Raw genomic sequence first — 19,940 nt, forward strand, 5'->3', positions numbered from 1 at the left:
ACCAAGCTTTTTTGCATCCACAGGTTTATCCACACAATTCGATACCGCCAAACCCTTGCCAGATCGGCGCAATTGCACGATAGCTGGGATAACTCGGGGGGCATGATATGAAGCTGGCAACATTCAACATTAACGGAATCAAGGCGCGAATCGAGGCGCTGCCGCGCTGGCTGGAGACGGCGAAACCGGATGCGGTGGCGCTGCAAGAGATCAAGTCCGTGGATGAAAACTTCCCGCGGGAGCTGTTCGAGGATATGGGCTACCGCGTTGAGACCCATGGGCAAAAGGGGTTTAACGGGGTCGCGATCCTGTCACGCCTGCCGCTGGAGGATGTGACGCGCGGCCTGCCCGGCGATGACAGCGACGAACAGGCCCGCTGGATCGAGGCCACGGTGATGGGCACGCGGGCGGTGCGGCTGTGCGGGCTGTATCTGCCCAATGGCAACCCGGTGCCGGGGCCGAAATATGACTACAAGCTGGCGTGGATGGCCCGGATGGAGGCGCGGGTCGCGACCTTGCTGAAAACCGAGGAGCCGCTGGTAGTTGCGGGCGATTACAACGTCATCCCACAGCCGGAAGATGCCGCAAATCCAATGGCTTGGACCGAGGATGCCTTGTTCCTGCCCAGCACGCGCGCGGCCTTTCGGCGCATTGTCAACCTTGGGCTGACCGATGCCTTCCGCGCCCGCAACCCAGCGCCCGGCCAATACAGTTTCTGGGATTATCAGGCCGGCGCGTGGGAAAAGAACAATGGCATCCGGATTGACCATTTGCTGCTGTCACCGCAGGCGGCCGATTTGCTGCAAGACTGCCGGATTGACCGCGAGGTGCGGGCAGGCGAAAAGCCGTCCGATCACGTCCCGGTCTGGATAGAGCTTGCGGCCTGACGCCCGCGCGGGGTGCCGTTCAGGCGCCCTGCCCTGCCCCCGATCTGGCCGCCGATCTGGCCGCCGCGCCTGCTGTTACATCATGGCCATAAATCCAGTCAAAGCGCCGCAATCCAAGCCCCGGCGCAACGGCACCCCCTAGTTTCAGTGCCAGATGCGCAGGCCCGCGCAAAGGGTCACGCAGGTGATAGGCGCGCGCATTGCCATTGGCCGCCTGCACGATGCGGGCACAGCGGTGCTGGCGCGCGGCCTCATAGGCGGGCAAGCCATTGGCCACGCCCAAACGATCCAGACAATCGGCCAACACCCAAGCATCCTCCAGCGCCATATTCGCGCCTTGCGCAAGGAATGGCAGCGTCGGATGGGCAGCATCCCCTAGGATGGCCGTCTGAGGGCCGACCCAATGCTTGGCGACCGGATGGCGGAACAGCCCCCAAAGCCAGACATCCGTGACCGCCGCCAACCATCCCCGCACCCGCGGCGAGAACCCCTCAAACGCCAGTTGCAGTTCCAGCGGGTCGTCGCGCAGGTTCCAGCCTTCCTCGACCCATTTGCGGCGTTCCTCGACGGCGACAATGTTGCGCATCGTGCCGCCGCGCAGCGGATAGCTGACCAAGTGCCGCCCGGCCCCCATATGCACCTCGGCCACCGCAGGCTCTCCCGGCTCTGCCGGGATCAGCGCGCGCCAGGCAACCTGATGCGTGAAGAAGGGCGCAACCGCCCCGTTCAGCGCCGCCCGCACCCGCGAATGCAACCCATCAGCCCCGATCAGCAGACCTGCGCTCCGCTCATTGCCCAAGGCGGTGGTGAAGCGCGGTTGCGCGCCGGACAGGTCCACCTGCTCAATCCGTTGCAAAAGCTGAAGATCGACGCCCGCAGCCTCGGCCCCCTGTTGCAAAAGCGCGATCAGATCAGCGCGGTGCAGCAGGTGAAACGGCGTAGTGGGGCGCAGCCGCGTCAGATCCATCCGCAAGACCGGGTCGCCGCCATAGCCGTCACGCAACTCTATCGCCTGAGTGCGCAATGATGCCGCCTGCAAAGCCGCGCCAAGGCCCAAGGCGCGCAACACCGCTGCCCCGTTCGGGCTGATCTGCAAACCCGCCCCCACTTCGCGGATCGCATCGGCCTGTTCCAGCAAGGTCACTTTCGCGCCACGCTGCGCCAGCGCAATGCTGACCGCAAACCCCGCAACTCCTGCCCCAAGCACGGTGACTTCGATATCTTTTAGACTCATGTTTGGGCCTTCCAAAAGCACAAGGCCGAACCTAACGGGGTCCGGCCTTGTGCAGATTGTCTGATAGTCGTCTGCCAATCAATGACAGATCAATCCTCGCGGTGAACCCGCTCGCGGCGCTCATGCTTTTCTTGCGCTTCCAGCGTCATCGTGGCGATCGGGCGGGCATCCAGACGCTTCAGCGAAATCGGCTCTCCGGTCACTTCGCAATAGCCGAACTCACCGTTGTCGATGCGGCGCAGCGCGGCGTCGATCTTGGACACCAGCTTGCGCTGACGGTCGCGGGTGCGCAGTTCCAGCGCGCGGTCGGTTTCCTCGGACGCACGGTCAGCGATATCAGGCACCGACCGGGCAGAGCCTTGCAGCCCCTCGATGGTTTCTGCGGATTGGTCCAGCAGGTCCTGCTTCCACGTCAACAGCTTGCGGCGGAAGTATTCAAGCTGGCGGTCATTCATGAATGGCTCGTTCTCGGCCGGGCGGTAATCGTCTGGAAGAAAGGACTCAGCCTTCATCTCATCAATCTCCATTTGGTCGGACGGTCCCGACAGGGGGGCATTTGACATCGCGCGCGCTCCTATTGGCGGTCACTTAACGGAAGCTGAAACGATTGTCACTAGCGGTTGCGACAATTTGATGGCGCAGATAAGTTCGCGCTGGAACAAATAGCAAGGTCGCAACCAGAAGATGAAATTCGCCTCTACTGACAGCTACATAGCCACCGAAGACCTCACCGTTGCCGTGAATGCCGCCGTGGTGTTGCAGCGCCCGCTGCTGGTGAAAGGGGAACCGGGAACGGGCAAGACGGAACTGGCCCGGCAGGTGGCGCAGTCGCTGGGGATGCCGCTGCTGGAATGGCATGTGAAATCGACCACCAAGGCGCAGCAGGGTCTGTATGAATATGACGCCGTCAGCCGGTTGCGCGACAGCCAGCTTGGCGAGGCGCGGGTGCATGACGTGAAAAACTACATCCGCAAGGGCAAGCTGTGGCAGGCCTTTGAAGCGGAAGAACGTGTCGTGTTGCTGATTGATGAGATCGACAAGGCCGATATCGAATTCCCCAATGACCTGTTGCAGGAATTGGACCGGATGGAGTTTTTCGTTTATGAAACCGGTGAGGTCATCAAGGCGCGTCAACGCCCGATTGTCATCATCACCTCCAACAATGAAAAGGAACTGCCGGATGCGTTTCTACGCCGCTGTTTCTTTCACTTCATCCGCTTCCCCGACATGGACACCCTGCGCGCCATTGTCGAAGTGCATTTCCCGGGGATCAAAGAGGCGCTCCTGACCACCGCGCTGACGCAGTTTTACGAATTGCGCGAGATGCCGGGGCTGAAAAAGAAACCTTCGACCAGCGAGGTTCTGGATTGGCTGAAGCTGCTGTTGGCCGAGGATCTGACACCCGAGGATCTGGCGCGGGACAAGGTGTCCTTGCCCAAGCTGCATGGCGCGCTGTTGAAAAATGAGCAGGACGTGCATCTGTTCGAACGGCTGGCCTTCATGGCGCGGGGCAATCGCTAAGGCCCGATGCGCCCAGGGGCCGGAGTCTACATCTTGTAGGTATCGAACATCGGGTGAAACTTGAGTCTCTGCTTTAAAGTCGCCTTGTAACCTGTTCAAATCGGGTCAGAATCGGGGCAAGATTAAGGCAGGGGCGCCACCGTGTTGCCACAATTGCGCCACATTTCAATCACGCAACCTGTCATTTCTGAAACAATCTGAAATATATCGCGATCATTTTCGGGTAAATCTGGCGGTCCACGACTTTGGCCACCCTAGCCATAGACTCCGTTAACGCCGCATTAATTCCCCAAGATTGACACGAGCAGGCCCCGAAACTGACACTCCTACCTTGTTCTGTGAAGCTCAGAGCAGAACAGCAAGGCGAGTGTGTCATGACCCAACACGATATCTTGACGACCCGAGAATTGAAGCCCGGCGACTTCGAGGCTTGGTTTCCCCTATGGGGTCAGTATCTGGCGTTGAACCAGACAAGAATGCGTTGGACCGACCGCACAGCCCTGTTCCGCAAACTTGCGCATCGCGAAGGCAATGCCGGGGCCATGGTGGTGGAATGCAATGGCGAGATGGTGGGCATTGCCCATTTTGAACGTCACGAAAGCCCCTATGCCTTTGAAAACGCTTACGTTGTTCAAGACCTTTATATCACGCCCGAAGCACAGGCCCAAAAGGCCGGGTCAACGCTGATACGGGCGATCTATCAACAGGGGATGCAAGAAGGCGCACCCCTGATCTATTGGATGGCTGCCGAAGCGTCCATTCGTGGGCAGGACGCACAAGCTGCTGTGGCTGTCACTTCTCCGTTCCTCCAGTTCAGAAAGGCCGCATAATATGCGTTTGGCCTCTATTTTGGCGATCTGCTGCCTGACCGCCTGCGTTCCAAGCCCCGGCGCAGACGTGTCGATGAACAAAACCAAGGCGTCCACGTCGACCAGCCTGACGCTGCCGCCTGAAATGAACCGTTTTGGCCTGACCTCGGCGGGGCGGCCACAGCGCAGCAACCCCGAGATCGCGCGCGATTTTCTGGAATTGTCGTTTCGGATGGAAAGCGGGCGGCCCCTGCCCGTTCTGACCCGGTTTGAAGGCCCGATCACGGTGCGCACCGCCGGGGCGGTTCCGCCCAGTGCCGCGACCGATCTGTCCCGCCTCCTGGCCCGCTTCCGCAATGAGGCCGGTTTGAACATTCGCGAAGTGGCGCAGGGCCCGGCCTCGATCAATATCGAATTCGTGCCGCGCAAAACCATTCAGGCCACCTATGCCAACGTGGCCTGTTTTGTGGTGCCGCGCGTGGGAAGCTGGGATGAGTTCCGCGCCAGCCGCAACAATGGCACGCTGGATTGGGCCAGCCTGAGCCAGCGCGACCGCGTTTCCGTTTTCATTCCCGCCGACAGCTCTGCTCAAGAGGTGCGTGATTGCCTTCATGAAGAAACCGCACAGGCGATGGGGCCGCTGAACGATCTGTTCCGCCTCACCGATTCTGTCTTTAATGACGATAACTTCCACACCTCGCTGACCGGTTTTGATATGACCATCCTGCGCGCCTATTACGCGCCGGAACTGCGGTCTGGCATGACGCAGGAACAGGTGGCGGCCAAGCTGCCGGGCATTCTGGCGCGGATCAATCCGGCCGGGAACCGTGCAGGGTCCAGCGAAGCGACGCCGACCCCGCGGCAATGGATCAATGCGATCGAGGTGGCCCTTGGCAATGGCGGCAGCGCGGACCGTCGCGAAGCTGCGGCGCGTCAGGCTTTGTCCATCGCCAAGGCGCAGGGCTGGACCGGCGGGCGGCTGGCTTTCAGCTATTTCGCCATTGGCCGTTTGACCCTTGCGCGTGATCCGAACACCGCGATTTCCGCCTTTACCGAGGCCGGGCGCATCTATCGCTCCTTGCCCGGTGGCGCCATTCATGCGGCCCATGTCGATATGCAACTGGCCGCCTATGCGCTGTCGCAGGGGCAAGCCGACAAGGCGCTGGAACTGGCCAACCGCACGATGCCTGTGGTGGCCGCCGCAGAAAACGCCGCGCTGATGGCCACGCTGATGCTGGTCAAGGCCGAGGCGCTGTCGATGAAAGGGCGCAGCAAAGAAGCCGCAGCCGTTCGGATAGACAGTCGCGGCTGGGCGCGCTATGGCTTTGGTTCGGATGCGCAGGTCAAGGCGCGGGCGGCCGAAATCTCGGCGCTGGCGCGGCGCGGTAACAGAAGCTGACAGCAGGGTCATAGCCCCTGTGTCACGGGGGCTATGACATGATCGTTTTGGGTGGTTTGGTGCTGGGCGCCATCATCGGGGGCAGCATCGCGCGCAAACGCGGCGGAAAACTGTTGGATATCTTGCAATATGCGGCGGGCTTTGGCATCGCCTTCTGCCTTGTCGGCCTGTTCGCCACGATCATCATCGAGCGCATGTATTAAGGCGATGTTCCTTCCCTTTTTCGACACATTGCGCCAGCACGGGGTTCCGGTCAGCCTGCGGGAATATCTGTCCTTTCTGGAAGGGATGGCCGCGGGGCTGGTGACGTATGATGTCGATGGGTTCTACTATCTCGCCCGCACCGCGATGGTAAAAGATGAGCGGTATCTCGACCGGTTTGACCGCGCGTTTGCCACCAGTTTCAAAGGGTTAGAGACGGTCACGCCAGAGGCGGTGATCGACGCGCTGGACCTGCCGGAGGCGTGGCTGCGGAAGCTGGCCGAAAAGCACCTGAGCGATGAGGAACGCGCCGCGGTGGAGGCTTTGGGCGGGTTTGACAAGCTGATGGAAACCCTGAAGCAACGGCTGGAGGAGCAAAAGGGCCGCCATCAGGGGGGCAGCAAATGGGTTGGCACCGCCGGCACCTCGCCCTTCGGGGCCTATGGCTATAACCCCGAAGGCGTGCGCATCGGCCAGAAAGAGGGCCGCCATGGCCGCGCGGTCAAGGTCTGGGACAAGCGCGAGTTCAAGAACCTTGATGACAGCGTGGAATTGGGCACCCGCAACATAAAGGTCGCGCTGAAACGTCTGCGCAAATGGGCCCGCGATAGCGCCGCCGAGGAGTTGGACCTTGATGGCACCATCCGCGCCACCGCCGAACATGGCTATCTGGATGTGCAGACCCGCCCCGAACGGCGCAACGCGGTCAAGGTGCTGCTGTTTCTTGATGTCGGCGGCTCCATGGACCCTTATGTGAAGGTGGTCGAGGAATTGTTCAGCGCCGCGCGCTCTGAATTCCGGCATCTGGAGCATTTCTACTTTCACAACTGCGTCTATGAAGGGCTGTGGCGCGACAACCGCCGCCGCTGGGATGCGCAAACCCCGACTTGGGAAGTGTTGCGCACCTATGGCCCGGATTGGAAATGTATTTTCGTCGGCGATGCCAGCATGAGCCCCTATGAGATTTTGCATCCCGGCGGGGCGAATGAACATTGGAACCCTGAGGCAGGGCAGGTTTGGCTGGAACGGTTCTGCCAGCACTGGCCCTCGCATCTGTGGATCAACCCGACGCCGGAACGGTTCTGGGCGCATAGCCATTCGATCCGGCTGATCCGGCAGATCATCGGCGACCGTATGGTGCCGATGACGCTGGAGGGCATCAGCCAAGGCACAAGGGAGCTGAGCCGATGAGACGCAAGGCGATGCTGGCGGTGTTTGTGATCGCCGCCGGTCTGACGGTGTTTTTCATCACCCGCGCGATATTTTTCGCGGTATTCTGGATGGACCCGGAACGCGGGCTGCACCCGGTCGAACCCTGGATGACCCCGCGCTACATTGGCCGCACCTATGATCTGCCGCGCGCGGATTTGCAGGAGATTCTGCACCTGACCCCCGGCGAAACCCCACGGGTGCCGCTGGAAAAACTGGCCCAACAGCGTGGCATCCCGGTCGAGGATCTGATCGCCGAGATTGAGGCGCTGATCGCGGCGCGGGCGTCGAAATGACAGATACGCTGCTGCTTTTGGTGTCGGATTACGGTTTGCTGGTGATTTCACTGGCGACCCTGCTGTCTTGCTTTGCGCTGCCGATGCCCTCCTCTTTGATGATGATGGCAGGCGGGGCCTTTGCCGCCGCAGGCGATCTGGTGTTGTGGCAGGTCTGCCTTGGGGCCTTTGCGGGGGCTGTATTGGGCGATCAGGGCGGCTATCTTCTGGCCCGCTACCGGGGCGGAGAGCGGCTTTGGGCGTGGTTGCGCCGCCGCCCCGCCTCTGCCCGGTTGTTGACGCAGGCCGAGGCTTTGCTGGCGCGGCGCGGCGGTTGGGCGGTTTATCTGACGCGCTGGTTGTTCAGCCCGCTTGGCCCCTATGTCAACCTGATCGCCGGGGCCACCCGGATGCCGTGGCGGCGCTTTCTGCTGGCCGATCTGGCGGGAGAGGCAACATGGGTCGCGGTTTATGTCACGCTCGGCTATGTCTTTGGCACCCAGATCGAAGAGCTTTCGGATACGCTGGGCAACGTGATCGGGGCCTTGACCGCAGGCATGGTGACGCTGCTGCTGGGCCGCGCGCTTTGGGCGCAACGCCGCGCCACAAGATGAGCCGCCTGCGCAAATCTCTGGCCTTCGGGCTTTTCCTGCGCCTTTGCCACCCCATATATTTGGTATGATAAAGCTGCTGCCCATTCTTCTGCCGCTTGTGCTGGCCTATTTCATGTATAGGTTTTCGGCCTTGCAAACGGCCAAGCATCTGGACCGCGAGTCCAAACCCCTGCGCGACCCACAGCTAGAGGCCGTCATGGCCCGCATGGCGCAAGCGCTGGAGGTGCCGCATATTGCCGTGCATGTCTATGATGTGGAGCCAGTGAACGGGCTTGCCGCCCCCGATGGCCGCATCTTCCTGACCCGTGGTTTTATTGACCGCTACCGCCAAGGCATTGTCAGCGCGGATGAAATCGCCTCGGTCGTGGCGCATGAGTTGGGGCATGTGGCGCTTGGCCATACCAAGCGGCGGATGATCGACGTGACCGGGCAGAACGCGGTGTTCATGCTGATCGCGACCTTGCTCAGCCGGTTCATCCCGATCGTGGGCGTGTTCATCGCGTCCTACGTCACCACCCTTCTTGGCGCGGGCCTGTCGCGCAAGGATGAGAATGAGGCAGATGCCTATGCCAGCGCCCTGCTGGTCAAGGCGGGCATCGGGACCGCCCCGCAAAAAAGCTTGTTCGCCAAACTGGACCGGCTGACCGGGGCAAAAGGCCATGACATCCCGCAATGGCTGCGCAGCCACCCCAAAACCGATGAACGGATCGCCGCGATTGAACGGCGCGAAGCGCAATGGGGCCTTGACTAATACCTGCTCTGACCCAAACCGTAACAAGGGTGTGACAAACTGTCACAAAACTGTGTAGACGGCGGAATTTGCTTCACATTTCTCTGTGCGGCTGTGTTGTCTTGGAATGGTTAACGATTACGGGGGTGGTGGTTTATGGGGTCCGAAGCAAAGACAGAGGCGGCACTGGAGACGTTAAGCCGCGATATCCTGAACGGCACATTGCCCACTGGAAAATCCCTGCGCATCGCGGTTCTGACAGCGCAATACGGCATCGGCGCAGCGCCATTGCGCGACGCCTTGGCACGTTTGGTCGAACAAGGGCTGGTGGTTGCCGAAGGTCCGCGCGATTGGCGCGTGGCCCCGGCCTCCCTTCCAGCGTTCATGGATTTGCTGCTGGCGCGGTCCGCGCTGGAAAACGCCTTGCTGGAGGATGTGATCGCCCATGGCCACAAGCAATGGGAAACCGATCTGGTCGCGGCGCATTACCATCTGGCACAAGCCGTGCCCCCCTTGGGAGAGGCCGATACGCTGGCCTATCGCCAGACATGGATCGCCTTGCACGACCGCTTTCACCTTGCCTTGCTGGCCGGTGCCCGCTCTGACTGGTTGAAGCGGTTTTACGCGCAGGTTCTGGGCCAGATGCAGCGCCATCATCAGGCGGTTCTGGCGCGGTTGCAGGCAGAGGTGCCGGATTTGGACCACCTGCACGCAGAGGCGATTTCGGTGCCGCGCCACACGGAATTGATGGTCGCCGTGCTGGACCGCGACAAAACCGCCGCCACCAGCCTGCTGAAGGCGCATGGCGAAACCGCGCTGGCCATCTTTCGCGCCGTGATGGAGGGGGCAGAGCCGCCCCAGCCACAGCACCAGCCCGCAAGCGTGAAGTAACGCGGGGCGGCGAAACGGTCAGCTTGCCTGTTTGCGGCCTTTGAATTGTGCCACCGTAATGCCTGCCGCCGTCAGCGCCGCGCGGGTTTTGCTAGCAATCTCCACCGCTTCGGGCGTGTCGCCATGCAGGCAGATCGTGTCAATCGGGGTGGGGATATGCTTGCCGCTGGCGGTGATGATGGCCCCTGCCTGCACCATCTCGACCATGCGGCGGGCGGCCAGATCCGCGTCATGGATCACCGCGCCGGGCAGCTTGCGGTCCACCAGCGTGGCATCATCATTATAGGCCCGGTCGGCAAAGATTTCGGCGGCCCAAGTGCAGCCAAGCCGTTCCACCGCGGTTTGCTGCGCCGTGGCGGCCAGCACCATGATGATGATCTCCGGGGCCACGGCCAAAGCGCCTTCATAGCAGGCCTGCGCCATCGCCGCATCTTCGGCGGCCATATTTGCCAGCGCGCCGTGCAGCTTCAGGTGCCGCACCTTGCCGCCTGCCAGTGCCGCCATCGCCTGTGCGGCCCCCAGTTGATAGGCCACCAGATGCCGCAACTCGGCATGGCTTAGCGACAGGCGGCGGCGGCCAAAGCCTTGCAGATCGGCAAAGCCCGGATGCGCGCCAATCCCGGTGCCCTGCGCCACCGCTGCCGCCATGGTCGCCGCCATCACATCCGGGTCCGAGGCGTGAAACCCGCAGGCAATATTGGCCGAGGTGATGGTTTGCAGCAGGGCTGCATCCGCGCCCATGGTCCAGGGGCCAAAGCTTTCGCCCATATCGGCATTCAGGTCGACTGTCAGGGTCATGCGTCCTCCGTTCCGGTGATCATGCCAGAGATGAGTTGATACGACAGCAGATCGGGCATATCGCGCGGGTCGCGCAGCAAAGGCGCGCAATGGCGGGAAAGCTGTGCCGTCGCTGTCTGGTATGTGCGGTGCAGGGCCATCGCCTCCTCCAGCGTGACAAAGGCGAACCGCAACGCGCCCCCCGCCGGGCATTGCGCCACCAGCGGCAGGTCGGCAGGTAACACCGTGCCAATGCGCGGATAGCCCCCGGTGGTCTGCGCCTCGGGCAGCAGCACGAAAGGCGCGCCATCGCCGGGGATCTGAATATCGCCGGGGGTGATGATTTCCGACAGGATCGACTGGCCGGAGGCAAGGCCAAACCCATCCCCATCCGGCAACAGCCGCACGCCTTGACGGTTGGCACGCGCATCGCGGTGAAAGGGGGTGGCCTGAAACCGGGCAATCTCTGCCTCTGGGAACAGCGCGGTTTGCAATGAGGCGATGACCCGCACCCTGCCCCCGTTGAACCGGTCTGCAACGGCAAGGCCAAGCCCCACCACATCGCCAGTATCGGCGCCGATGGGCAAGCGGTCCCCCGCCGCAAGGCCGCGCCCGATCCCCACGGCAAGATGGGTGGCGCGCGCGCCAAGGAAGGTTTCGGTGGCAAAGCCGCCGCCCACCGACAGATAGCCATAGACCCCGCTTTGCGCGCCGCCAATCTCCAGCCGTGCGCCGGACGGCAGGGCGTGGCTGGCGTTCCACGCCAAGGGCGCGCCATCCAGCGTGGCCCGCATCGGCGCCCCGGTCAGCGCAATGCGCAACGGGCCAGTGGCGGTGAAACTGCCACCAAACCCCGCCATTTCCAACGCAGCCAGATCCGGGCTTTGCCGCAGCAGCGCCGCCCCTTCGGCAAGGGCCAACCTGTCCGCCGCGCCACCGCAAGACAGGCCAAGCCCGATATGCCCCGGACGGCCCTGATCCTGCACGGTCACACCAGCGCCAGCGGAAAGCACCAAAAGCGCGGTCATGCCAAGGGCTCCACGCTTGCGCCGCCATTGCTGCGGCTGTCGGCTTGCAGATTGGCGAATTCCGCTGGGGTCACGGCGCAGAATTCCACCTCATCGCCTGCGCGCAGGGTGAAGGGGTCGGCGCATTCGGCGCGAAAGCAGCGAAAGGCGGTTTGGCCGATATGGCGCCATCCGGTCGGGGACGGGTTGGCAAACAGCACGAATTGCCGCACCGCAACCACCAGCGCCCCGGCAGGCACCTGCGGCGTCACGCTGTTCTGGCGCGGGATGTTCCATTGTTCGGGCAATTCGCCAAGATAGGGCTGACCGGGGGCAAAGCCCAGCGTCAGCACCCGCATCCGCGCGCGCGACAGGGTCGCTACGGCCTCGGCCTCGCTTTGCCCGGCCAAACCTGCCGCTTCGGCCAGTTGCGGGCCATGCGCACCGCCGTAAACCGTGGGAATACGCCACAACCGCCGCCCCGACGGCGCGGGGGCGGCATACCAATCCGCCTGCGCCAACAGCGCCCGAAGCTTGGCCGTCAAATCCTGATGCGACAGGCGCAGCGGGTCAAACCGCAGATAGGTCGCGGCAAGCGAGGAAGATGTTTCCTCCACCCCCGGCCAAGCCTCTGCCTCGACCGCCGCGCGAAAGGCGATGGCGGCGCGGTTGGCCGCATCCGTCAGATGATCGGAAAACCGCACCAAAAGGCCCGTCAGCCCAAGCGCATGAATTTGAGGAGAGGGATCAAGGGATTGCATCAGGCAATCGTGCCGCTTTGCCCCATCGCCCGCAAGCCCCTTTGCGCAGATCGCACCCCTATGGCCTGCTTTTCCCTATCCTTCGCCATGCCCCCATGGCAGGCTGTCCGCATTGCTTGCTTGAAAAGGCCCGCCATGCGCTTTGACCCTTTTGACTCTGCCGTGATCGACCATTTCCACGCCCCGCGCCGTGCCTCCGGGGCCGCGCAGCGCGTGCTGTCACCCGAGGCTTTCGCCGCCGCACAGGCCGAGATTGCAAGCTGGGCAGGCTATGCCGTCACCCCGTTGCACCCGCTGCCCGCCTTGGCCGAAAGCCTGCGCCTTGGCGCGGTGCTTTACAAAGACGAAGGCCCGCGCTTTGGTCTTGGCAGTTTCAAGGCGCTGGGGGCGGCCTATGCGGCTTTGCGGGTGCTGCAAGCGGCCCTTGGCAAAAGGTTGGGCCGCAGCGTGACACTGGCCGAGATCCGTTCGGGCGCCTTGCGGGCCGAGGCCGCACAGGTCACGCTGTGTTCGGCCACCGATGGCAATCATGGCCGCTCGCTGGCATGGGGCTGCCAGCGCTTTGGGGCCGGATGCCGCATTTATATTCATGCCGAGGTCAGCGAGGCGCGCGCGCAGGTGATGCGCGATTTCGGGGCCGATGTCTGCCGGATTGCGGGCAATTATGACGCCTCGGTTGCGGCAGCGCGGGACGATGCGCAGCGGCATGGCTGGTTCATGGTCGCCGATACTTCTTGGCCCGGCTATACCGAACCGCCGCGCGATGTGATGGCCGGATATGGCACCATGGTATCCGAGGCCTGCGCTGCGATGGACCGCGCCCCGACCCATGTTTTTGTGCAAGGGGGCGTGGGCGGGCTTGCCGCCAGCGTGGCCGCCTGCCTGCGCCAGAATTGGGGCGATGCCGCCCCCCGCGTGATCGTGGTGGAACCCGCGCTTGCCCCTTGCCTGCGGGCCAGCGCACAGGCAGGCCGCGCCACCGCGGTCGACATCACCGCAGAAACCATCATGGCGGGCCTGTCTTGCGGCGAACCCTCCCCCCTTGCATGGGAGGTGTTGGTGGAGGAAGCCAGCGATTACCTTGCCATCCCTGATGCGCTGATCGGCCCCACGATGCGGCTTTTGGCGCGGCCCTTGGGGGCGGACCCGCAGATCGAAGGCGGCGAAAGCGGCGTGGCGGGCTTGGCCGCGCTGATCGCTGCCGCGCGCCAACCGGGGCTGCGCGAAAGGCTGGGGCTGACGGGAGAATCGCGGGTGCTGCTGTTCGGCTCCGAAGGTATCACCGACCCCGAGATTTACGCGGCCATGATGGCCGAGGCGGATTAGGATTAGCCTCAGGCCAGTGCCAGCGCCACCACGCCTGCCGCCACAATCACCGCCGCCAGCATCCGGCCCCGCCATGGCCGCTCGCCAAACCATAGCACGCCGATCAGCGCGGCGATGATGACACTGGATTCGCGCACCGCCGACACCGCCCCCAAAGGCGCGAGGGTTTTGACGTAAAGCACCAGCCCATAGGCCGTGACCGCCGCCGCCCCGCCCATCAGCCCCAGAATCAGCGTGCGCGGCGCGAAATGGCCCCGGTTGCGGCGGCGATGCAGCGCAATGGCCAGCGGCACCGGGGCCTCACATAAAAACAGCCAGCCCATATAGCCCGTGGCGGTGCCCGCCTGCCGGATGCCAAGACCATCGGCCACCGAATAAGTGCCGATGCACAGGCCCAACAGCACCGCAAAGGCAATCGTGCTACCCTGCGCCTGCGCAGCTCCGCGTTGCAGCGCCAACAGGCCAATTCCCCCCGACACCAGCGCCAAACCCACCCAGCCCAGCGGCCCCAGCCCCTCGCCGATCAGCAGATAGGCCGACAGCGCCACAAAGGCCGGGGCCAACCCGCGTGAAATCGGGTAAACTTGGCTCAGATCACCATGGCGATAGGCGCGGAACAACAGCAGGTAATAGCCGTAATGCACGACGGTCGAGACAAAGATCGACGGCCAGCTTGCCCGGTCCGGCAAAGGCGACAGCGCAATCAGCACCACCCCCGCCAGCGCATGCGCCAGACTGACAGCCCCCAACACCCCGGCACGGTCGTCCACCGCCTTCAGCATCGCATTCCATCCGGCATGCAGAAAGGCCGAGAACAGCACGATCCCCAGCGCGAGTGGCGTCATGCTTCGGCCAGAATGGCGGTTTCAACGATGCTGAGCGCGCGGTCCAGATCATTGCGGCTGATGGTCAGCGGTGGCGACAGGGTCAGCACCGACCCCGCACTGATCTTGAACGACAGCCCCGCCGCCAGACAGCGGTAATATATCCGTTCGGCGCGATCTGGGGCGGCGGTTTTGCTGGCGCGGTCGCTGACAATGTCCACGCCAAACATCAACCCCCTGCCCCGCACATCGCCCACAAAGCGGCTTTGTGGCGCAAAGGCGTGCAGCCGCGCCATGGCATGTGCGCCCAGTTCGGCAGCGCGTTCTACCAGCCCTTCTTCCTCGATGATCTCCAAGGTGATCAGGGCAGCGCGGGCGGTGACGGGGTTTTTCTCATGCGTGTAATGGCCGATGGCGAAATCGCCGCAGAGATCAAGATCACGCCGCGCCAGAACGGCGGCAATGGGCAGGATACCCCCGCCCAGCGCCTTGCCGAGAGTAACGATATCGGGGATCACCGCGTCATGTTCAAAGGCGAACATGCGCCCGGTTTTGCCCAGCCCGGTGGGAATTTCATCCATGATCAGCAGCGCGCCATGGCGGTTGCAGGCCGCGCGCACCGCTTGCCAGAACCCCGGCGGCGGCACCACGGGCACTGCGCGCATCGGCTCGGCGATCACGGCGGCCACATCGGTTTCGCGGCCCAGGATATAATCGACCATCCCCGCACAGGCGAGGCCGCAAACCTCTGGCCCCGCGTGGTTATAGGGGCAGCGATAGCAGTTGAAGGGCGCGACATGTTCGGTGCCCGTCATCAACGGCCCCGCGATATGGCTGCGGAACGTGGCCTCGCCCCCCACCGATGCGGCACCAAAGCCCGCACCGTGGAACGCATCCCAAAAGCTGATGGTCTTGAACCGCCCCGTCGCCGCACGCGCGATTTTCAGCGCCACCTCATTCGCATCGGACCCGCCGGTGGTGAACAGCACCTTCGACAGACCGCCGGGCGCAAGGCGGCCCAGCTTTTCGGCCAAAGCGACAGCAGGTTCATTGGTAAAGCGGCGGGGCGCGAAGGGCAGATCATCCAGTTGCGCCTTGATCGCCGCCACAAGGCGCGGATGGCCATAGCCGATGTGATGCACCGAATTGCCGTGAAAATCCATATAGCGGCGGCCTGCGGTATCCTCGATCCAGATGCCTTCGGCTTTGGCGATGGTCGACACACAAGGGCTGGAAAGCGATTGATGCAAGAACGCATTGGCATCCCGGGCGAGCAGGTCGCGCGTGGCGGGATCGGGGTGTTTCGCGGCCCAAGCGCGACGCGCGGCGGATTGGTTGGACTCACCTTCGGTATGGGTCAGCTTCATCCGGCATACCTTTGATTTTGGAGAGGAAACGCGCGCGCGGGGCGGCGCTATTCCGGCCAGGGCAAGGAATAGGTTTTGACATTGGTAAAGAACTTCATCGCCTCGATCACGCCTTCCTTCACCGCATTGCCACTGTCCTTGATACCGCCAAAGGGCGACATTTCAATGCGATAGCCGGGTTGCTCCCAGATGTTGCAGGTGCCTACATCCAGCCCGTTTATATAGGCAATCGCGCGGTGCAGATCATTGGTGCAAACGCCTGAGGACAGCCCGAAGGGCGTCGCGTTGGAAATCCGCATCACCGCCGCATCGTCATCGGGCACCCGCACGATCGGAATGATGGGGCCAAAGGTTTCCTCCATCACCAATTCGCTGTCATGCGGCACATGGTCCACCACGATGGGCGGCAGCAGCGCGCCACGGCGACCGGGATGGTAAAGGATCTTCGCCCCTGCCGCCTCGGCCATCAACACCCGGCGTTCAAACAGCTCCGCCGCTTGGGCATGGATCACACAGCCCAGTTCCGTGGCCGGGTCTTGCGGGTCGCCAAACCTGATTGCCTTCGCCTTGGCCAGCACCAGCGGCACAAAGCGATCCGCCACGCTTTCCTGCACCAGAATCCGCTTGATCGCGGTGCAGCGCTGGCCGGAATTGCCCGTGGCCCCCGCCACCGCAATCACCGCCGCCTTGTCCAGATCAGCATCCGACAGATCATTGCAGATGATCAGCGGGTCATTGCCCCCCAATTCCAGCGCCTGCCGCTTATACCCGGCCTTGGCGGCGATAAGCTTGCCCACCGGCACCCCGCCGGTAAAGGTGATTATGTCGATATCCGGGTTTACCATCATCTCTTCGCCGATATCTTTCGGCCAACCCGTCACGATCTGGAACATTTCGGGCGGCAGCCCCGCCTCATACAGAATATCGGCCAGCGCAATCGCGGTCAGCGGCGTCAACTCCGTCGGTTTGCAGACCATACAGTTATTGGTGGCGATAGAGGGCGCGATTTTATGCGCCACCATGTTCAGCGGGTGGTTGAACGGGGTTATCGCGGAAATCGCGCGCACCGGTTCGCGCTTGGTAAAGATTTTGCGCGCCTTGCCGTTATGGGTCAGATCGCAGGAAAAAATCTCTCCGTCATCCATCAGCGCCTGTTGCGCGGCGAATTGGAACACATCCTGCGCGCGCTTTGTCTCGTAGATCGCGTGTTGGTGGCAGATGCCCAGTTCCAGCACCAGCCATTTCGCCAGATAGTCGCGCCGCGCGCCGATCAACTGGCCCGCGCGTTGCAGGATCTGGCTGCGTTCATAGCGGCTGAGCTTAGGTTTATAGGCCGCCGCAATCGCAAAGGCGCGGCGCGCATGTTCGGCGCGGCCTGCGGGAACGGTGCCCACCACCTCCTCGGTATAGGGATAGCGCACCTCGATCACATCATCGGCAAAGACAATCTCTCCGCCGATGCGCATCCCTTCGTGGCGGGGTTCAAAAGCATCGGTCATGGCACATCCCCTTTTAAAGCGCGGCTGCGGTGGTGGCGTAGAAAAACGCATCGAAATTGCGCAGAACCGGTTGCGCCGGCAGGTCCATCACCCGGTTGACGATAAAGGGCACCTCTTGTTCCGTCAGCCCGCCATGGCTGCGCAGGGGTTCGTTCAGCGCGGCAAGGTCGTGGCGGTGTTCCGACGTGCCGATGGTCATGTTTTCCGTGCTGATCATGACGATATCGCCGATCCGGTCAGCAGGCAGATCAAAGCGCGCCACCGCCTCGGCGCGGTCCATCACCTCCAGTATTTCGGGGCGCGCGGCCAGACGTGCGATGATATCGGCGTGGTCTGCCCCCTTGGGCAGATAGGCCGTGCCAAAGCCGCCCAGCGCGCCGTGATGCACGACATAAGGGTCGGTGATCGGCAAGATCACCCGCGCCGCCGCTTTCCCCAGCCAATCATCCAGCAAATCCTGCACATAGATCACCTGCGGGTCGCCATGCGCATCATGTTTGGGCTTCATGCCATGATCTGCCGTCACCACAATCGCCGCCCCCATCGCATCCAATTGCGCGAGGTATTTGTCAAACATTGCATAGAACGCCTGCGCCTGCGGCTGGTTCGGGGCGTATTTATGCTGCACATAATCGGTCGTGGTCAGATACATCACATCCGGTTTCCATTCGGCCAGCAGCTTGACGCCTGCGGCAAAGACAAATTCCGACAGTTCCGCCGAATAGACATCCGGCTGACCAAAGCCCAACCATTCGGCGGCCTTGTCCTGGCCATGTTCGGCTTGGGTCGATGTGGCCGAACGCTCGGCGGAAAAGCATTTCGCGCGGTCTTCGTCAAAGCGCAGCCCCGCGCCCAGCAAAGCGCGCAGCTTGTCCTTGGCCGTCACAATCGCCACCCGCGCGCCCGCCTCATAAAACCGCGAGAACACGGTGGGCGCGCGCAGGAAACGCACGTCATTCATCATCACCTCTTGCCCGGTTTCCGGCTCATAGAGGTAGTTGCCGCAAATGCCATGCACCGAAGGGGGGCGCCCCGTGGCGATGGACAGGTTGTTGGGGTTGGTGAAAGACGGGATCACCGAATGGGCCAACCGGTCCGTCCCGGTTTCGCGCATGCGTTTCAGGGTTGGCATCAGGCCCTTGGCAATTGCCTGCGTCAGGTATTCCGGCTCGCAGCCATCAAGGCAAATCGCAATCGCGCAAACCTTCGGCCAAGGATAGCTGCGATCATTCGCGGTGACAGAGGCGGGATGGGGCATGGTAGACCTTTCAGCAAAATTTCAGGCGGCCAGTTTGGCGCGTTCTTCAAGGGCAGCGGCAGGAGGGGCGGCCGAGGTGACGCCCATCTCGGTCAGGCTTTCGGCGGCGGCTTTGACCACACGTTCCATGATGGCGGCATCCATGCGGCCAATGCAACCGATGCGGAAACTTTCCACCACCGTCAGCTTGCCGGGATAGATGATGAAGCCCTTGGCCTTCATCCGCTCATAAAACTGCGCAAACACGAATCTCGGGTCGGCGGGGCAAAAGAAGGTGACGATGATCGGCGACAGCCAGCGATCCTTCAGCAGGGTTTCAAAGCCAAGCGCCCGCATCCCCGCCACCATCACATCGCGGTTATGGGCATAGCGCGCGCCGCGTGCGGCCACGCCGCCTTCTTCGGCATGCAGGCGCAGCGCCTCAAGGAAGGCCGCGACCACATGGGTCGGCGGAGTATAGCGCCACTGGCCCGATTTCACCATATTCGCCCATTGCGCATAGACATCGAGGCTGAGCGAATGGGCATTGCCGCGGCACCCCTCCAGTTCCGATTTGCGCGCGATGACAAAGCCGAAACCCGGCACCCCTTCGATACATTTATTGGCCGATGATACCATCGCCTCATAGCGCAGCTTGGTCACATCCAGATCAATCGCGCCAAAGGCAGACATGCTGTCGATCAACAGCTTGCGGCCCTTGGCGGCCACAGCCTCGGCAATCTCGGCCACCGGGTTCAGGATACCCGAGGAGGTTTCGCAATGGCACAGGATCACATGGGTGATCGCGGGGTCTGCGTCCAGCGCGGCGTCCACCTCCGGCCCGCGCGGCGGCATGTAATCGCCCTTGTCGATCAGCGTATAGGCGCGGCCCAGATAGCGCATGGTTTCCGCCGCCCGCAGCCCATAGGCACCATTGGCCAGCACCAGCACCTTGCCATCGCGCGGCACAAAGGTGCCCAGCATCGCCTCTACGCAATAGCTGCCAGAGCCCTGCATCGGCACGCAGACATAGTCGCCCTGCGTATCCCCCGCCAAGGCAACCAGTTGATCGCACAGCGATTTCGTCATCGCTCGGAAATCCCCGTCCCAAGACCCCCAGTCGCGCAGCATCGCCTCTTTCACCGAAAGCGCCGTGGTCAAAGGGCCGGGGGTCAGCAGAAACGGCTCTCCCATCGCGGGGTCGGGAAAACTGTTGGGTGTGGCGGCAGTTGTGGCCGCAGTTTTGGCGGCGGGCGCGTGCGACATCGGGTGTCCCTTCCATCAGCATGAAGACTTGGGCAGCGTGAAGACTTAGGGCGTTTTTTCCATGCGGATTGGCATATGTAAAATCGTTATTTCGTATCGACCTATC

Annotated in this window: 21 protein-coding genes; 11 read left to right on the forward strand and 10 right to left on the reverse strand. The window is 62.7% G+C overall.

Annotated features, from left to right (window positions below; all coding sequences use genetic code 11):
• Window positions 1–107 precede the first annotated feature (107 nt).
• Window positions 108–887, forward strand: coding sequence for an exodeoxyribonuclease III (gene xth, locus EGN72_RS15165; RefSeq protein WP_127049032.1), 780 nt, complete (start codon window positions 108–110; stop codon window positions 885–887).
• A gap of 19 nt (window positions 888–906) precedes the next feature.
• Here the strand turns inward: xth and EGN72_RS15170 are convergent, their stop codons facing one another.
• Together EGN72_RS15170 and dksA are read right to left on the reverse strand one after the other, a co-directional pair.
• Window positions 907–2,121: an FAD-dependent monooxygenase gene (locus EGN72_RS15170; RefSeq protein ID WP_127049034.1), complete on the reverse strand. Its 1,215-nt coding sequence runs from the start codon at window positions 2,119–2,121 to the stop codon at window positions 907–909.
• 89 nt (window positions 2,122–2,210) lie between these two features.
• Entirely contained in the window at window positions 2,211–2,633 is a 423-nt protein-coding gene (gene dksA / locus EGN72_RS15175) for an RNA polymerase-binding protein DksA (RefSeq protein ID WP_127049403.1), read from the reverse strand.
• A gap of 172 nt (window positions 2,634–2,805) precedes the next feature.
• Here dksA and EGN72_RS15180 point away from each other — a divergent pair, with 172 nt between their 5' ends.
• The 9 genes from EGN72_RS15180 to EGN72_RS15215 all read left to right on the forward strand — a co-directional run bounded on the left by EGN72_RS15180 (window position 2,806) and on the right by EGN72_RS15215 (window position 9,770).
• Entirely contained in the window at window positions 2,806–3,642 is an 837-nt protein-coding gene (locus EGN72_RS15180) for a MoxR family ATPase (RefSeq protein WP_127049036.1), read from the forward strand.
• Window positions 3,643–4,118: 476 nt separating this feature from the next.
• The gene (locus tag EGN72_RS15185) at window positions 4,119–4,472 is read left to right on the forward strand and encodes a GNAT family N-acetyltransferase (protein ID WP_158623206.1); all 354 of its coding nucleotides are present in this window, start codon (window positions 4,119–4,121) and stop codon (window positions 4,470–4,472) included.
• 1 nt (window position 4,473) lies between these two features.
• On the forward strand, window positions 4,474–5,850 hold the full coding sequence (locus EGN72_RS15190; RefSeq protein ID WP_127049041.1) for a DUF2927 domain-containing protein: 1,377 nt from the start codon (window positions 4,474–4,476) through the stop codon (window positions 5,848–5,850).
• 38 nt (window positions 5,851–5,888) lie between these two features.
• Window positions 5,889–6,053 (forward strand): hypothetical protein, encoded by a 165-nt coding sequence (locus EGN72_RS19320; protein WP_199743757.1) that lies wholly within the window; start codon window positions 5,889–5,891, stop codon window positions 6,051–6,053.
• A gap of 4 nt (window positions 6,054–6,057) precedes the next feature.
• Complete coding sequence (locus tag EGN72_RS15195) at window positions 6,058–7,242, forward strand: VWA domain-containing protein (protein ID WP_127049043.1); 1,185 nt, start codon at window positions 6,058–6,060, stop codon at window positions 7,240–7,242.
• Window positions 7,239–7,556, forward strand: a complete 318-nt coding sequence (locus tag EGN72_RS15200; RefSeq protein ID WP_127049045.1) for a hypothetical protein — start codon at window positions 7,239–7,241, stop codon at window positions 7,554–7,556. The genes EGN72_RS15195 and EGN72_RS15200 overlap by 4 nt, the downstream gene beginning before the upstream one ends.
• Window positions 7,553–8,149, forward strand: coding sequence for a DedA family protein (locus EGN72_RS15205; RefSeq protein ID WP_127049047.1), 597 nt, complete (start codon window positions 7,553–7,555; stop codon window positions 8,147–8,149). The genes EGN72_RS15200 and EGN72_RS15205 overlap by 4 nt, the downstream gene beginning before the upstream one ends.
• Before the next feature lie 64 nt (window positions 8,150–8,213).
• Window positions 8,214–8,900, forward strand: a complete 687-nt coding sequence (locus EGN72_RS15210; protein ID WP_127049049.1) for a M48 family metallopeptidase — start codon at window positions 8,214–8,216, stop codon at window positions 8,898–8,900.
• Between the two features lie 135 nt (window positions 8,901–9,035).
• Window positions 9,036–9,770, forward strand: coding sequence for a GntR family transcriptional regulator (locus EGN72_RS15215; protein WP_127049051.1), 735 nt, complete (start codon window positions 9,036–9,038; stop codon window positions 9,768–9,770).
• 18 nt (window positions 9,771–9,788) lie between these two features.
• On the opposite strand, the gene EGN72_RS15220 is transcribed toward EGN72_RS15215, so the two are convergent.
• The 3 genes from EGN72_RS15220 to EGN72_RS15230 are packed head-to-tail and all read right to left on the reverse strand — an operon-like array spanning window position 9,789 to window position 12,315.
• Window positions 9,789–10,568: a LamB/YcsF family protein gene (locus tag EGN72_RS15220; RefSeq protein ID WP_127049053.1), complete on the reverse strand. Its 780-nt coding sequence runs from the start codon at window positions 10,566–10,568 to the stop codon at window positions 9,789–9,791.
• Window positions 10,565–11,575, reverse strand: a complete 1,011-nt coding sequence (locus EGN72_RS15225; protein ID WP_127049055.1) for a biotin-dependent carboxyltransferase family protein — start codon at window positions 11,573–11,575, stop codon at window positions 10,565–10,567. Before EGN72_RS15225 ends, EGN72_RS15220 begins: the two co-directional genes overlap by 4 nt.
• Window positions 11,572–12,315 carry an allophanate hydrolase subunit 1 gene (locus tag EGN72_RS15230; protein WP_127049057.1) on the reverse strand — a complete coding sequence of 248 codons (744 nt, stop codon included), beginning with the start codon at window positions 12,313–12,315 and terminating at the stop codon, window positions 11,572–11,574. Before EGN72_RS15230 ends, EGN72_RS15225 begins: the two co-directional genes overlap by 4 nt.
• 135 nt (window positions 12,316–12,450) lie before the next feature.
• Between EGN72_RS15230 and EGN72_RS15235 the strand changes: the two genes are divergently transcribed.
• Entirely contained in the window at window positions 12,451–13,641 is a 1,191-nt protein-coding gene (locus EGN72_RS15235; RefSeq protein ID WP_127049059.1) for a diaminopropionate ammonia-lyase, read from the forward strand.
• Between the two features lie 8 nt (window positions 13,642–13,649).
• Here EGN72_RS15235 and EGN72_RS15240 read toward each other — a convergent pair whose 3' ends face one another.
• From EGN72_RS15240 to EGN72_RS15260, 5 genes are read right to left on the reverse strand one after another with little or no spacing between them, the layout of a single operon-like run.
• Window positions 13,650–14,486, reverse strand: coding sequence for an EamA family transporter (locus EGN72_RS15240; RefSeq protein WP_127049061.1), 837 nt, complete (start codon window positions 14,484–14,486; stop codon window positions 13,650–13,652).
• A complete protein-coding gene (locus EGN72_RS15245; RefSeq protein WP_127049064.1) occupies window positions 14,483–15,832 on the reverse strand; it encodes an aspartate aminotransferase family protein in 1,350 nt (449 codons plus the stop codon). Before EGN72_RS15245 ends, EGN72_RS15240 begins: the two co-directional genes overlap by 4 nt.
• 47 nt (window positions 15,833–15,879) lie before the next feature.
• Window positions 15,880–17,331, reverse strand: coding sequence for a phosphonoacetaldehyde dehydrogenase (phnY, locus tag EGN72_RS15250; RefSeq protein ID WP_127049066.1), 1,452 nt, complete (start codon window positions 17,329–17,331; stop codon window positions 15,880–15,882).
• Window positions 17,332–17,344: 13 nt separating this feature from the next.
• The gene (gene phnA, locus EGN72_RS15255; RefSeq protein ID WP_127049068.1) at window positions 17,345–18,589 is read right to left on the reverse strand and encodes a phosphonoacetate hydrolase; all 1,245 of its coding nucleotides are present in this window, start codon (window positions 18,587–18,589) and stop codon (window positions 17,345–17,347) included.
• A gap of 21 nt (window positions 18,590–18,610) precedes the next feature.
• A complete protein-coding gene (locus EGN72_RS15260) occupies window positions 18,611–19,834 on the reverse strand; it encodes a 2-aminoethylphosphonate--pyruvate transaminase (RefSeq protein ID WP_199743758.1) in 1,224 nt (407 codons plus the stop codon).
• Window positions 19,835–19,940: the final 106 nt, after the last annotated feature.

Source organism: Pseudorhodobacter sp. E13, from assembly GCF_003991405.1.
Taxonomy (GTDB): domain Bacteria; phylum Pseudomonadota; class Alphaproteobacteria; order Rhodobacterales; family Rhodobacteraceae; genus Pseudorhodobacter.